12 protein-coding genes are annotated in these 14,352 nt (G+C 66.2%); 8 read left to right on the top strand and 4 right to left on the bottom strand.

The features are described from left to right. Positions 1-17: 17 nt before the first annotated feature. Positions 18-1,400 (bottom strand): glutamate decarboxylase, encoded by a 1,383-nt coding sequence (locus ACWF99_RS03125; protein WP_452534353.1) that lies wholly within the window; start codon positions 1,398-1,400, stop codon positions 18-20. A 333-nt stretch (positions 1,401-1,733) separates the two neighbouring features. Next, entirely contained in the window at positions 1,734-2,297 is a 564-nt protein-coding gene (locus ACWF99_RS03120) for a TetR/AcrR family transcriptional regulator (protein WP_452534352.1), read from the bottom strand. Positions 2,298-2,446: 149 nt separating this feature from the next. Here ACWF99_RS03120 and ACWF99_RS03115 point away from each other — a divergent pair, with 149 nt between their 5' ends. The 3 genes from ACWF99_RS03115 (at position 2,447) to ACWF99_RS03105 (ending at position 5,654) form a co-directional block, all read left to right on the top strand. Beyond that, entirely contained in the window at positions 2,447-3,820 is a 1,374-nt protein-coding gene (locus ACWF99_RS03115; protein ID WP_452534350.1) for an FAD-dependent oxidoreductase, read from the top strand. Between the two features lie 155 nt (positions 3,821-3,975). Next, positions 3,976-4,638, top strand: coding sequence for a HEAT repeat domain-containing protein (locus ACWF99_RS03110; protein WP_452534349.1), 663 nt, complete (start codon positions 3,976-3,978; stop codon positions 4,636-4,638). After that, positions 4,632-5,654: a MerR family transcriptional regulator gene (locus ACWF99_RS03105; protein WP_452534348.1), complete on the top strand. Its 1,023-nt coding sequence runs from the start codon at positions 4,632-4,634 to the stop codon at positions 5,652-5,654. Before ACWF99_RS03110 ends, ACWF99_RS03105 begins: the two co-directional genes overlap by 7 nt. A 74-nt stretch (positions 5,655-5,728) precedes the next feature. Here the strand turns inward: ACWF99_RS03105 and ACWF99_RS03100 are convergent, their stop codons facing one another. After that, positions 5,729-6,484 carry a dienelactone hydrolase family protein gene (locus ACWF99_RS03100; RefSeq protein ID WP_452534347.1) on the bottom strand — a complete coding sequence of 252 codons (756 nt, stop codon included), beginning with the start codon at positions 6,482-6,484 and terminating at the stop codon, positions 5,729-5,731. Between the two features lie 177 nt (positions 6,485-6,661). On the opposite strand from ACWF99_RS03100, the gene ACWF99_RS03095 reads away from it, so the two are divergent. The 5 genes from ACWF99_RS03095 to ACWF99_RS03075 all read left to right on the top strand — a co-directional run bounded on the left by ACWF99_RS03095 (position 6,662) and on the right by ACWF99_RS03075 (position 13,329). Next, positions 6,662-7,561 (top strand): helix-turn-helix transcriptional regulator, encoded by a 900-nt coding sequence (locus tag ACWF99_RS03095; RefSeq protein ID WP_452534345.1) that lies wholly within the window; start codon positions 6,662-6,664, stop codon positions 7,559-7,561. A 179-nt stretch (positions 7,562-7,740) separates the two neighbouring features. Beyond that, the gene (locus ACWF99_RS03090) at positions 7,741-8,547 is read left to right on the top strand and encodes an LppX_LprAFG lipoprotein (RefSeq protein WP_378629559.1); all 807 of its coding nucleotides are present in this window, start codon (positions 7,741-7,743) and stop codon (positions 8,545-8,547) included. Positions 8,548-8,799: 252 nt separating this feature from the next. Further along, on the top strand, positions 8,800-10,266 hold the full coding sequence (locus ACWF99_RS03085) for a fatty acid desaturase (protein ID WP_378629556.1): 1,467 nt from the start codon (positions 8,800-8,802) through the stop codon (positions 10,264-10,266). Positions 10,267-10,311: 45 nt separating this feature from the next. Beyond that, positions 10,312-11,481, top strand: coding sequence for a type III polyketide synthase (locus ACWF99_RS03080; protein ID WP_452534343.1), 1,170 nt, complete (start codon positions 10,312-10,314; stop codon positions 11,479-11,481). 12 nt (positions 11,482-11,493) lie between these two features. Beyond that, the gene (locus ACWF99_RS03075; RefSeq protein WP_378658869.1) at positions 11,494-13,329 is read left to right on the top strand and encodes an ATP-binding cassette domain-containing protein; all 1,836 of its coding nucleotides are present in this window, start codon (positions 11,494-11,496) and stop codon (positions 13,327-13,329) included. 42 nt (positions 13,330-13,371) lie between these two features. Here ACWF99_RS03075 and ACWF99_RS03070 read toward each other — a convergent pair whose 3' ends face one another. Further along, the gene (locus tag ACWF99_RS03070; RefSeq protein ID WP_378629549.1) at positions 13,372-14,268 is read right to left on the bottom strand and encodes a glucosyl-3-phosphoglycerate synthase; all 897 of its coding nucleotides are present in this window, start codon (positions 14,266-14,268) and stop codon (positions 13,372-13,374) included. Positions 14,269-14,352: the final 84 nt, after the last annotated feature.

Raw genomic sequence — 14,352 nt, 5'->3', positions numbered from 1 at the left:
GGGGTGATTCGGGCGGGTCAGTGGGCGAACGGCTTCAGCCGGTCGAAGTATCCGTTGGGCTTGAGCGCGTCGAGGTGCCCGAGCGCGGCGGTGATGTCGTCGCTCAACGCCCTGGCCATGTCCGCCGAGAACCCTTCCCGCACCACGACGCGCAGCACCGCGATATCGGTGGCGTTGTCCGGCATGGTGTACGCGGGCACCTGCCAGCCGTAGGAGCGCAGCGCGTGCGAGACGTCGAACTCGGTGTATTGAGGGTCGCCCGACAGCCGGAAGCTGATCACCGGGATCGCCGAGCCGTCGGTGATCACCTCGAAGTGTCCGCTCTCGCGCAGCTGGTCGCCGAGCCAGCGCGCGGTCTGCGAGAGCGATCGCATGACCAGGCTGTAGCCGAATCGCCCGAGCCTGAGGAAGTTGTAGTACTGGCCGATGACCTGATTGCCGGGGCGGGAGAAGTTGAGCGTGAAAGTGGGCATGTCGCCGCCCAGATAGTTGACCCGGAAGACCAGGTCGTCGGGCAGGAATTCGGGGCCGCGCCACACCACGAACCCGATGCCGGGATACGTCAGCCCATATTTGTGGCCACTGACGTTGATCGACACCACGCGCGGCAGCCGGAAGTCCCACACCAGATCGGGATGCAGGAAGGGCACCACGAAGCCGCCACTGGCCGCGTCGACGTGCACGGGGATGTCCAGTCCGGTATCGGCAGCGAGCTTGTCGAGCGCCGCGCAGATGTCGCTGATCGGTTCGAGTTCGCCGGTGAATGTCGTGCCCAAGATGGCCACGACGCCGATGGTGTCCTCGTCGACGTTGGCCAGCACCTGCTCGGGTGTTATGACGTAGCGGCCCTTCTCCATCGGCAGATACCGCGGTTCGACGTCGAAATAGCGGCAGAACTTCTCCCACACCACCTGCACGTTGGAACCCATCACCATGTTCGGTGTGCGGCCTTTCCACCCGTCGCCGATCTTCTCGCGCCACAGCCACTTCATCGCCAGCCCGGCCAGCATCACCGCCTCGCTGGATCCGATCGTCGATACCCCGGTAGCGCTGGACGGGTCGTCGTCGCGCAGACCCTCGGCATGGAACAGGTCGGCGACCATGCACACACACCGTTGCTCGATCGCCGCGGTCGCGGGGTACTCATCCTTGTCGATCATGTTCTTGTCGAACGTTTCCGCCATCAGCTTCTCGGCCTGTGGATCCATCCACGTCGACACGAAGGTGGCCAGATTCAGTCTGCTGCTCCCGTCGAGCATCAGTTCGTCGTGGATGAATCGATAGGCGACGTCAGGATCCATCGATTCCTCGGGCATCCGCAGCGCGGGTACCGGCGCCATCGACAGCCGCCCGGTATACGCCGGGGAGACCTGAGGAACGTGAGTGCGCTTGCGCGACATGGATATCCCTTCGATTCAGTTCTGCCGACAGCAGTTCGGACATGAGTCAGGACGCGCGGTGGGAGAGGTCGGCGCCGAGCGGGATCACGTCGTCGCTCTCGGCGCCGGCCTGCTCACTGATCAAGACCTGTGAGGTGGTGGCCATGGTTTCGACGGTAGAGCCGGCGTCGATGGGTCCGTATCCCCCGTAACGGGTGAATCTCACCGAAGACAGGGCCTGTCGCTGTCCGGCACCAGCGCCACATCGATACCGGAATCGGCATGGTCGACGACGTACAGAAATGCGGCGATCACTGATACGGATACCATGATCCGTTGCAGCGTCGGATCGAATCAGCGGCTGATAGCCCGGGCTACCGCGTCGCCGACCTGCTCGTCGGTGAGGCTGCTGCGTTTGATCAGCACATGCGAGAGCACGGTGCGGACGGCGATCTCCGCCGCCTGTGCCGGTGTGACCGCCAGCGATGCGCTGTCGTCGCGGGCCGCCAGCAGTGGTGCGATGAAGGCGCCGACGGTTTCGATCAGGTTGAGCTTCGACCCCTCGTGCTCGATCGCGACATTGAGCAACCATCCTGGTTCCTGGTCGCGCAGTCGAGCGATCACCGGGTGTCGGCGCAGGTAGGGGATGGCAAAGACCACGGCATCTTTCGCCAGCTGCCGCACCGGCGTGAAGATGTCGATCTCCAGGTAGGCGGCGCTCATCATGCGGGCTACCTCGATTTTGCTGACGGACGCGATGAGACCGTTCTTGTCTCCGAACTCACGGTAGGCGGTCGCGCGTGAGACGCCCGCCCGGCGAGCGACCGCGGTCAGCGTCAGATCATCCAGGCCGGTCTCGGCCATCATCGCCAAGGCCGTGTCCACGAGCACGGAGGACGACTGCGTCGCGTTGGTCATGCCGGTCATTCTTCCTGTTCCCGATCCGGGAAGACACGACCGGTTGTGGCCACATCAGCACTGAGACTATATTGGAATTCAGTCTCAGTGATGGATCCCGGACTCGATCCATGAACAGGACTCGGAACAACGACGTTCGGAGGTATGGCATGCGGAGAATCGGCGATCACGCGGTCGTGTTGGGCGCGGGCATCGGCGGGCTACTGGCCGCTCGGGTGCTCAGTGAGGCCTACTCGACCGTGACGGTGATCGAGCGGGATGCCCTGCTCCCGGTTTCCGAGGCGCGAAAAGGTGTCCCGCAGGGGCGTCATGTACACGGGCTGCTGCCGCGGGGCAAGGACATCCTCGAGGAATTGTTCCCAGGGTTCGGGCAGGACATGCGAACAAGCGGTGTCGTCGAATGCGACGCGCTGCGCGAAGTCCGCTTCACCATGGCCGGCCGGACCCTCAAGCGAGTATCGACCGGACACAGAGCCTTTCAGGCGAGTCGCCCGCACCTCGAGCAGCACCTTCGCACGCGGGTCGCGGCGCTGCCCAACGTCACCATTCGGGACAGGTGCGATGCCGCGTCGCTCGTTGTCAGCGCCGATGGAACGCGGATATGCGGGGTCGCGATCGTGGACCGTGCGGACGGTGCGCGTGAAACCGTCGACGCGGACCTGGTCGTGGCATCGATGGGTCGAGCAGGCGTCGTCCCCTCATGGCTGGACAAGCTCGGCTACGACCGCCCAGCCGAAGAAGGCACCGCGATCGACATCATCTACCGCAGCGCCTTCATCCAGCTGCCGCCGAACGCACTGCCCCACGACAAACTGGTCACGATCGGTGTACGCGATCTCCCCCCGCGTGCCCTCGCCCTGTTCGCCGTCGAGGGCAACCGGCACATCCTGACGCTGATCGGCCACGACGGTGAGGAGCCGCCGAGGGACCAGGAAGGATTCGTCGACTTCGCCGCAGCCATCGCCCCGCCCGACGTGCTCGATGCCATCAAGAACGGTGAACTGCTCGGCGACATCTCGACCTTCCGCTACAAGGCCAACCTGCGCCGCCGCTACGAGCGCCTCGATCGTTTTCCCGAGGGACTGCTCGCGGTCGGTGACAGCCTGTGCAGCTTCAGCCCCGTCTACGGGCAGGGGATGACCGTCGCCGCGATCCAGATGGCCGTGCTGCGCGAGTGCCTCGCACGGGGTGCAGAGAATCTCGCCACCAGGTTTTACACGGCGGTCACGCCGGAGATCGACAACGCCTGGCAACTCACCGTGATCGCCGACGGCGCCATGCCACACGTCAGCGCCAGTGTCTCGTTGCCGGTCCGAGCCGCCGTGGCGGCGCTCGAGCCGGTGCTGATCGCCGCCGAGCGTGACACCGCGGTCGCGACAACTCTGTACCGGGTGATGGGACTCGTCGACAAGCCCCGCGCACTGCTCTCGCCCGACATCGCCGCCCGCATCGCCGTTGCCAACGCCCGTGCGGCACTGGAAACCCTTGTCGGCACAGCGCTTTCGTCGCACAGTCGCCCCTGAGCGAGGGCGCCGAGGATCGATTCGTCCACCAGGGCACGTTCGGCAGTCGAATCCAACGGCTCGGGCCTCGCGACACGGCTGAGCATCGTGACACGATCGAGCGCTTGACCCTGACACAGTGACAACGTCTTCACTGGAGGCAGGAGGTGGTTCCCATGAACTCGACACCAGCACACTCGGTAGACCCGCGGCTGCTTGCCGCATTGAGCGCGGAGACCGCGTCGATCAGGCTGCGGGCCGCCCTGGCCGCGGGCACACATTCTGACCCGGCGCTGCTCGGAGTCCTGATCGACCGCTGCGCCGTGGAGCCGGACTTCTTCGTCCGCGACATGCTCACCTGGGCACTGACCAGGCTCCCCCGCGAGCAGACCGTGCCGCGGCTGCGCGCCGAGCTGGAATCGGGGGGTGCCCAGGCCCGCAGCCAAGCGCTGCACACCCTGTCCAAGATCGGCGATCCGGCACTCTGGCCGGCGATCACCCCCGCGCTGCTGCGCGATCCCGACGACGACGTGGCCCGCAGTGCGTGGCGAGCCGCGGTTGTTCTCGTGCCCGATGCCGAGCGAGCGGCGCTGGCCACCGAACTGGCCACCCAATTCGGGCGCGGTGATCGTGACGTCCGGCGCAGCCTGAGCCGGGCGCTGGCCACACTGGGTGAGGTGATCACCACCGTGCTCCACCGGGCGGCCGTCAGTACCGACCCGCACGTGCGAGGCCACGCACAGGCCACCGAGCAGCTGCTGCGCGACCCAGAGGCGGCCTTCGATCCCGACATCGACGCGGCGAAAAGAGTCGCGGCGCTCGACGGCGCACCGTGCTGATCGGCGAGGTGGCGCGGCGCTCGGGAGTCAGCACCCGAATGCTGCGCCACTACGACTCGCTCGGACTGGTGCGGCCCACCGGGCGCACCGTCGGCGGCTACCGCCAGTACTCCGATGCCGACATCCGCGGCATCTTCCACGTGGAAAGCCTACGCTCCCTGGGCCTTTCGCTGCGCGAAATCGCCCGGGTACTGGCAGATCGATCGTTCACGCCGCAGACCTTGGTGAGCGATCTGATCGCACGCACCGAGGAACGGTTGGTGCGCGAGCGCGAACTACTCGAACGTCTGCGCGCTGTCGAGAACGCCGAGCCCGGCGACTGGCACGACGCGCTACGCATCGTCGAACTCGTGCGCACACTCGGCTCGACCGACCCGCACCGCCGCCTGCAGGCAGTGCTGAACCCGGCCGACAACGCGCCGGTGCCGGCCGAGATGCTGGCCGCGGCCGTGCTCACCGAGTCCGAACCCAACATGGCAGGCGCCCTGCGCTGGGCGCTGTCGCGGGCGGGCGAGGACGGACTGGCCGGGCTCGCGCCCGGGCTGGCCGCCGCCGATGTCGAGGTCCGGCGCCGGGCTGTGCTGGCAGTGGCGGAAATTCCGGGCGAGGCCGCGACCGCGCTGCTCACCGCCGCACTCGACGACCCGAACCCGACTGTCCGCGGGCCCGCCGCCCTGGCCGCCGGAAGCCGCGGGATGAGAGCGGCCGAGCCGATCCTGGTGGCCATGGTGATCGCGGGCACCAACGATGTCGACGCAGGCGAAGTGCTCGGCGCGCTGTCGCAGGACCCGGAATCCGCAGATCGAATTCTGGGCGCGCTGACCGCCGCGCTGACCGCACACGAAGACGACGCCGCCATCCGTATCCGGCTCGTTCAAGCACTGGTGGAGCTGCCCGGCACCCGCGCACTGGCGACCTTGCGGGCGCTGAGCGCGGACACCGATCACTCCGTCGCGCTCGTCGCCACCGCCTTCACCGAACTGGTGGCTGCTCGGGCGACGAACCCGGATCGCTGATCACAACCGATGGTCTTCGGTGGTCCACCGGCCACCGTTGTCACCGAACCCGCGGGCCGGCCTGCGGAACAGGCTCAGCGCAGGACGCGGGCGAACAAGCCGGTCAGCTCGGTCCAGTGGCGGGCATCGGCCCCGGCGTCATAGACATCGGTGTCGGATTGGGTGAAGCCGTGGCCGGCACCGGGATACACCTCGGTGCGGAAGACGGTGCCTGCGGCGGTGAAGGCGGCGTCGAGCTGTTCGATCTGTTCCGGCGGGAGGCCGGGGTCGGCGTTGGCGTGCGCGAGGTACACCTCGGCGGTGATTCGGTCGACTACGGCGTGCGGACTGGCGGAGTCTTCGGTAGCCAGTCGGCCGCCGTGAAAGCCGGCCACCGCGGCCACGCGGTCGGGGTAGGCGGCGGCGGTGTGTAGTGCGTGGCGCACGCCCATGCAATATCCGGACAGGCCCACCGGATTGCCCGTGGTCAGCGGGGACTCCGCCAGCCACGACAGATACGCGGCGGCGTCGGCGACGACGAGCTCGGGTGTCAACGCGGTCAGCAGCGGGCGCAGGACACCGAAGATCTCACCGCGCCGATCGCCCCCGATGAAATCGGGAAGGTCGACCACCGGTGCGGAACCGTGGCGGTAGAACAGATTCGGAACGAGGACCGTGAAGCCATGGGCGGCGAGCCGTTCGGCGTCACGGCGCACCACCGGCCGCAGACCGAACGCGTCGGAGAACACCAGAACCGCGGGGTGGGGCGCGTTGTCGTCGGGGTAGGCGAGGAAGGAATCGGCCTTGCCGTCGGCAGTAGCCACGGAGAGGGTGTGCGTGTGTACCGCCACGGCGGAACCTCCTGAGGGCGTCGAGTTGCCCACAATCTACTGATCGCGCAGCGGTGATCCGGCGCTCGAACCGGCCGGGACCGGCATTTGTGCACGCACCGAATTCGACGCAGCGCAAGCTGATCCGGGTACCGGCACCACCTGGATACCAGGATCGGCATGGACGACGATGATGGGATGAGTGAAGTGGTCGACATGCGCTCGGTGAGCACCGAGCGCCGAGCCCAACTCGGTGCGTTCCTGAAGTCCCGTCGCGCCAAGATCACCCCGGGGGATGTGGGTCTGCCATCAGGGTCGCGGCGGCGAACGCCGGGTCTGCGCCGCGAAGAAGTCGCGCAGCTGTCCGGCATCGGCGTCACCTGGTACACGTGGCTGGAGCAGGGCAGACCGATCAACGCCAGTGTGCAGGTGCTCGACGCGGTGGCGCGCACCCTCGGCCTGGATCACGCGGAGAAGGTGCATCTCTATCGCCTCGCGGATGTGCCGTCGGTGCCCGCTGCCGCGGTGGAGCCGGCGATGCCGCCGGGTCTGCCGATGATCCTGGACCAGCTCGCACCCTTGCCCGCGGTGCTTCTCGATTCCCGATACAACGTCCTGGCCTATAACGACGCCTATCGCGCATTGTTTCCCGGCCTCGCCCGCCCCGACGCCAATGTGCTGCGCACCGTGTTCGTGACACCGGAGTGCTGCAATCCCTATCGGCACAACGTCGACGATCTGCGCCGCATGGTCGCCTACCTGCGCGGTGCGTCGGTCCGTCACCTCGATGACCCGGCGTGGCAGGAACTGATCGACGAGTTGTGTGCGGCCAGTGCCGAATTCGCCGGGATGTGGGCCCGCAACGACGTGGCGGTGCCGGTGAACCTGGTCAAGGTGATCCAGCATCTCGCGGTGGGTGACCTCGCGATGCACCTGACGATCATGAGCCTGCCCGCCACCGACGGCGAGTGGATCCAGATCTTCACCCCCGTCGACGATGCCGAGGCCGCGAAGTTCGCCGTGCTGCTGGCGATGTCGGACGGCGAGCGGCGGCGCCCGGCCGACGATCATCGACGGCGGTTCCATGTACCGGGATGACCTGGGGTAACGCCGTCTCGCCCCGGGGTTCGGATACCCGTAATCGATAGCGCGACGAGACATCTCGCAAATCGAATTCCTCGGGTACTATCGCCGACGGGGGAGCACGAGATGAACGATGGTCTTCGGCTGCCCTATACCGATATACGACCATCTCCAGGGGATGAAACTTGATCCACATGACACCGAACCCCACCTCGCGTCGGCGCTTCGCGCGACGCTCCGGCATCACTTCGGTCGTCGCGGCGGCGGCGGTCTGCGCGGCCCTCGTATCCGGCTGCACCAAAGACGATTCGGCCACCACGGCGGGTCCGGCGCCCACCGGCCAGCTGCCCGAGGGCGCACAGATCGTGAAGGAGTCGGCGAAGACCACGCAGACCCTGCACAACGTGCACCTGAAGATCAACGTCAAGAACCTGCCCGACCTGCCGGTGGAAACCGTGTCGGCCGATGTCACCAACGAGACCCAGGGCTCGGGCGCGGCGATGGGCGAGGCGAAGGTCAAGCTCACCCCCGAAGCCGCATTCACCGAGGCGAAGTTCCTTGTGGTGGACAAGGTCCTCTACACCCAGGCCGGTGGCCGCTACGTGCCGTCGGGTCCGGCGGAGAAGGTCTACGATCCGGGCGTCATCCTGGACAAGGACAAGGGCATCGCGAATGTGATCGCCAATATCCAGAACGCGAAGACCGAGGGCCGTGAGGTGATCGACGGCATCAACACCGTCAAGGTCTCCGGCACCATCGACTCCGCGGTGATCGACCCGATCGTGCCGCGCATCGGTCAGAACGCGGGCACCATGCCGATCACCGTGTGGATCCAGGACACCGCCCCGCCCGCCTCCGATTCGACCAAGCCCTCGGACGCCGCGTCCACCGGCGACGGCCCGAATCTTGTTCGCGCCGTGGTGAAGAAGGATCAGGGCGAGGTCACCGTCGGTCTGTCGAACTGGGCCAAGCCGGTCAACATCATCAAGCCCGCCGGCTGATATTCGCCGGTAATACCGGATCAACCCACACCGGTCCGGGGTCAGCGGAGCCTGGCACGCAGTGCCCTCCGCAGCCCCGGGCCGGTGTGTCGTCTGGGTGTCGCCCGCGGTAAACGAATCACGAACGCACGAGTGCGCATCCAATAAGAGAATGTTCAGCGAGATGCAAGGCGCCACAAGGACTATACGTGTCGGGACGCTGGTCGGCAGGCAACACGCATCGGACGCCGATCGGACACGGAGGAAGAACTAATGACGATCGATGATCGACCTGATGAAGCGGAGCGCGAGCTCCCGCCACCGCCCGGCCCGGGGGGTCGGCCTCCCGTCAACAACGTATGGGTTTATAACGGCAGAGCCTACGACCTGAGTGACTGGATCTCCAAGCATCCAGGCGGTGAATTCTTCATCGGCCGCACGAAAAATCGCGACATCACCTCGATCATCGGTTCCTACCACCGTGACCCGGAAAAAATCGCGCGGATGATCGAGCGTTACAGTCTCGGTCGCGATGCCACGCCCGAGGACATCCATCCGAAGAACAACGCCCCCGACTTCCTGTTCAAGGACGGCTTCAACAGCTGGGACGACACCCCGAAGTACAAGTTCGACAACAAGGCCGATCTGCTGCACCAGGTGAAGGCCCGGCTCAAGGAACCCGAGCTGGCGGCCCGGCTGAAGCGGATGGACCGCGCGTTCAACATCGTCGTCGGCGTGCTGATCTTCGCCTACATCGCCGTGCAGGCGCTGCGTCTCTACGACACGAGCTGGATGCCGTTGCCCGCCTTCGTGATCGCGATGGTGCTGCTGCGCAGCTCGCTGGCCGGGTTCGGTCACTACGCGATCCACCGCGCGCAGAAGGGCTTGAACAAGTACGCGGTCAACGCCTTCGACATGAACTATGTCGCGCTGTCTTTCGTCACCGCCGACGGGCACGCACTTCTGCACCACCCGCACACCCAGAGTGAAGTCGACATCAAGAAGAACGTCTTCACGATGATGATGCAGATCCCGCGCCTGTACCGGGTGCCGGTGCACACCGTACACAAGTTCGGACATCTGCTGACGGGCATGATCATTCGCCTCCTCGATGTCTGCAGGCTCACCCGCAAGGTGGGCATCAAGGACATGTACGGCAGCTGGCGTGGCGCGCTGCCACACTTCATCGGCTCGTTCGGGATGCGGTTCCTGCTGGTGGCCGAGTTCGTGGCCTTCGCCATCGCGGGTGACCTGCTCGCCTGGGGCCTGCAATTCGTGATCACGCTGTGGATCAGCACCTTCATGGTGGTGGCCAGCCACGACTTCGAGATCCCGACCGAGGAACTGCACACCGAGACCGAGGACTGGGCGGTGAACCAGCTCGAGCAGGCCTACGACCTGACCGTGGTCGGCAACAAGTACGTCGACTGCTTCCTCTCGGCGGGCCTGAGCTCGCACCGTGCCCATCACGTACTTCCGTTCCAGCGCAGCGGTTTTGCCAATATCGCCTCGGAGAACGTGGTGCGTGAGGAAGCCGCGAAGTTCGGCGTGGAGTGGCTGCCCGCCAAGAGCTTCTTCGGAGATCGTTTCCCCAAGCTGTGCCGGACCTATCTGCTCGCGCCCTCCCGTGAGGCCGAGGAGAACCGGTGGGGTTTCGTGCGCGAACACTGCGCACCATCAGCGCTGAAGACCTGTGTCGTCTACACCGCGCAGGGCTTCTCCGGCATCGGAACCGTCTGACCCGGCCGTTGCCACCTCTGATCTGTCTCGAAAGGATTTGTGCCCGTGTCTGTTTCCTTTGACCTGCTCCGCACGCCCGACGTCGAGCGCGGGCACGACCTGCTACCACCCACGCCGCCGACGACCGTCGGCGTGATCGAAGCGGTCGCCACCGGTTCGCCCTCGCTGGTCGTCGAGCAGTCCGTGAACGCGGGCCGGGTCGCCGAACTGTTCTCCGATCCCGCTCAGCGCCAGCGCATTCCGCGGATCTACGCCAAGACCAGGATCGACACCCGGCACCTGGCCATCGACCCACTCGACCCCGAGTTCCTCGAGTTCAGCCGCAAGCCCGGCACCATCCGGGAGCGGATGAACCTGTTCTTCGAACACGCCGTGCCGCTCGCCGTCGACGTCGCCCAGCGCGCCGTCGCGGGGCTGGCGAACCCGGCCGAGGACATCGGCCAGCTGATCTTCGTGACCAGCACCGGCTTCATCGCCCCCGGCGTCGACGTCGCGGTGGTCAAGCAGCTGGGTCTGTCGCCGAAGGTCGGCCGGATGGTCATCAATTTCATGGGTTGCGCCGCGGCCATGAACGGCATCCGCGCCGCCGTCGACTACGTCCGGGCCCACCCGGACAAGAAGGCGATGGTGCTGTGCATCGAATTGAGTTCGGTCAACGCCGTTTTCGACGATGACGTCAACGACGTGATCACCCACAGCCTGTTCGGTGACGGCTGCGGGGCGGTGGTGATCGGCGCCAACCAGGTGCACAAGCCGCTCGCGGCCGGCAGCGTCGTGATCCGCGACAGCTTCAGCCACCTGTTCGACGACGCCGAGGACGGCATCGTGCTCGGTGTGAAGGACGCGGGCATCACCTGCGAACTGGCGACCAGCCTGCCCGACTACATCTACCGCGGTGTCGACCCGGTGGTGTCGGAAGTGCTGGCGCGCAACGGACTCTGCAAGTCCGATATCGAGTTGTGGGCGATCCACCCCGGTGGTCCCCGCATCATCGAGGAGTCGGCGCATTCGCTCGGCATTCCCGCCGAGCTGGCGGCGCCGAGCTGGGCGGTGCTCGCCGAGCACGGCAACATGCTCAGTGTCTCGCTGATCTTCGTGCTGGAGCGGATGATCCGCGACGCACAGACAGCGGCACCGATCTCTACCGGTGTGGCGTTCTCGTTCGCACCCGGTGTCACCCTCGAGGGCATCGTGTTCGATGTCATCCGAAGCTGAGAGCCGAAGGTTATGCATCTGCTCCGTTTTCTCGCGGCGCTGTCGCCGGCCAGGATCGCGGCCGTCGTCGCCGCCGGCCTGATCTGCGGCGCCGCCAACACCTATCTGGTGACGCTGATCAACGCGGTCGTCTCGCCGCGCCCACAGCCGGACAACCTGCTGCTGCGCTTCGGTGGCACGGGTCTGGTGATCCTCGTCAGCGGTGTGCTGTCGCAGGTTCTGCTGATCCGGCTGTCCCAGGACGCGATCTACCGGTTGCGCAGCGACCTGAGCTCCGGAATCGTCTCCGCCCCACTGGAACACCTCGAACGGCTCGGCATGCACCGCCTGATGGCGACGCTCACCGAGGACGTGCGTTCGCTGTCGCAGGCCGTCACCGCCATTCCCTCGATCTGCGTGGATGTGGCGACCATCGTCGGCTGCTTCGTGTTCCTCGCCGTGGTCTCGGGACCGATTTTCGCGGTCACGGTCGGCGGCACATTGGTCGGCATCGCGTGTGTCGAACTGGTTCTCAAGCGCGTCCGCGGTATCTACCGGGAAGCTCGGGAGAACGAGGACGCGTTGTTGCGATCGTTCCAGGCCGTCACCCTCGGCATCAAGGAACTGAAGCTGCACCGCGGTCGTCGTCGTGACTTCATGGACCGGCACCTGCTCGGTTCGGCGGGTACGCTGCGCGACCAGAACACCGACGCGGGCTCGAAGTTCTCCTACGCCCAAGGCTTCGGCCAGGCGCTGCAGCTGGCCACGATGGCGCTGATCCTGTTCGTCATCGCGGCCGCACTGGATCTGCCGCGCGAGACGATGGTCGGCTACGTGCTGGTCACCACGTTCCTGGCGATGCCGATGCAGAACTTCATGCACCGCATCCCCGATCTGCTGCGTGGTGATGTGGCGCTGGCCAAGATCCGGGCGATGAACCTGTCGATGACGACGTTGCACGACGAGGAGTCGCTGCCGTATTCGGAGCGTCCAGCGGCAGGGGAGGCCAAGCTGGAACTGACCAACGTCAGCTACATCTATCGCTCGGAGGCGCCCTCGCAGGTGCCACCTCCGCCGGGATCGCACGGGCCGGGTGGGCATCCGCCGCGTCCCGGGATGCCGCCGCGCGAGGGCGACGGCAGGCCGCGGCATCCGCATCCCGCCCACCCCGGCGCACATCCGGGTGGTGGTCCGGTGGATGTCAACGGCAAGAACTGGGTCGACCACGGTGGCGTCGATGTGCGCCCGCTGGCTCCGCCGCCCGGGCTCGACGAGTCCGAGGATGCCGGTTTCCGCCTCGGCCCGATCGACCTGGTTTTCGAACCGGGCCAGATCACGTTCATCGTCGGTGGCAACGGCAGCGGGAAGTCGACGCTGGCCAAGCTCATCACCGGTCTGTATGTGCCACGCTCGGGGTCGTTGTCGCTCAACGGGGAGAGGATCGACCACGACAACATCGAGTGGTACCGGCAGAATTCGTCGGCGGTGTTCACCGATTTCCATCTGTTCGAGGACTACCTGGGTTTCGACCGCCCCGGTATCGACGCCGAAGTCCAGCGTTATCTCGATGAGTTGCAGATCGCGCACAAGGTGACGGTGCGGGACGGCCGGTTGTCGACCGTCGACCTGTCGCAAGGGCAGCGCAAGCGGTTGGCCCTGCTCACCGCCCTGCTCGAAGACCGCCAGATCTATGTCTTCGACGAATGGGCCGCCGATCAGGAGCCTCGGTTCCGCGACGTGTTCTACCACGAGATCCTCACCGATCTGAAGCGCCGCGGTAAGACGGTCATCGTGATCACCCATGACGACCGGTACTTCGATTGCGCCGACCAATTGGTGAAGCTCGACTTCGGTCTCGTCGCTGTGTGACGCGTGAACGCCGGTCCCTCGCGGGGCCGGCGTTCACGTGTGTCAGGCGATGTCGCGGTACTCGGCGATGCGGCGCGACATCGGTGGCCGGTCGGCCAGGCTGACCTCGGAAGGTGTTCGCCGCCAACCGGTTTCCCCGGGCAGGAACTGCACCAGGCCGATCCCGGAATCCCGGATGCCGAGCCGGTCGAGCAGAGTCGCCACGACCTGGCGGCTCATCACCGCGAGTTCGTGTGTCGGCCGGTTGCGATGCACGCGGATCCCGAGGTCGACCTGGGCGATGGCCGACAAACCGCGCCGCTGCCAACAATCGAGCAGGATCCCGATCTCCGCGCCGTACCCGCCGGCGATGGAGATCTGCTCGAGAAACGCACGCGTGGCGCCACATTCGCCGCCGAGCGGCTGGATGATCTCGGCCAGCGCGGGTGCGAGCGCGGTGAGCAGCGGGCGCGCCACGAGCTGTGTGACCCGGCCACCCCCGTCGGCGTCATCGGTCATCGGCCTGCGATAGTAGCCCTTCACCAGGGCGATGTGGGGGTCGGCGAGCAGCGGTGCGAGCAAGGTGGGCACGAACATCGGATCGGGTTCGACGAGATCCGCGTCCAGGAAAACGATCAGATCACCGGTACACACCGCCATCGACCGCCACAGCACCTCGCCCTTGCCCGGCCGCACCGCCACCCCCGGCAACGCCTCCTCCCGGGTCAAGACCTCGGCCCCGGCGGCGCGCGCCCGCGCGATGGTGCGATCAGCGGACCCGGCATCGAGCACGATCAACTCGTCGACCAGCCCATCGGGCAGCGACTTCACCGAAGCAACCACCCCGGCGACGGTGTCCTCGTCATCCAGCGCGGGCACCACCACCGAGACCCGACGACCCGCCTTGCGGTCGATCAGTTCACGGACGTCCATCCAGCCAGTCAACGACACACTCGCCACTCCCGCTACCGCTGCGCCTCGATCTGTGACCGAACCCAACGGTTTTCCGCCCGTGCTTGGACATACCTACAGGTCCGTGCCGGT

Source organism: Nocardia sp. NPDC055002 (genome assembly GCF_053608825.1).
This window is presented reverse-complemented; position numbering and strand designations above follow the sequence as displayed.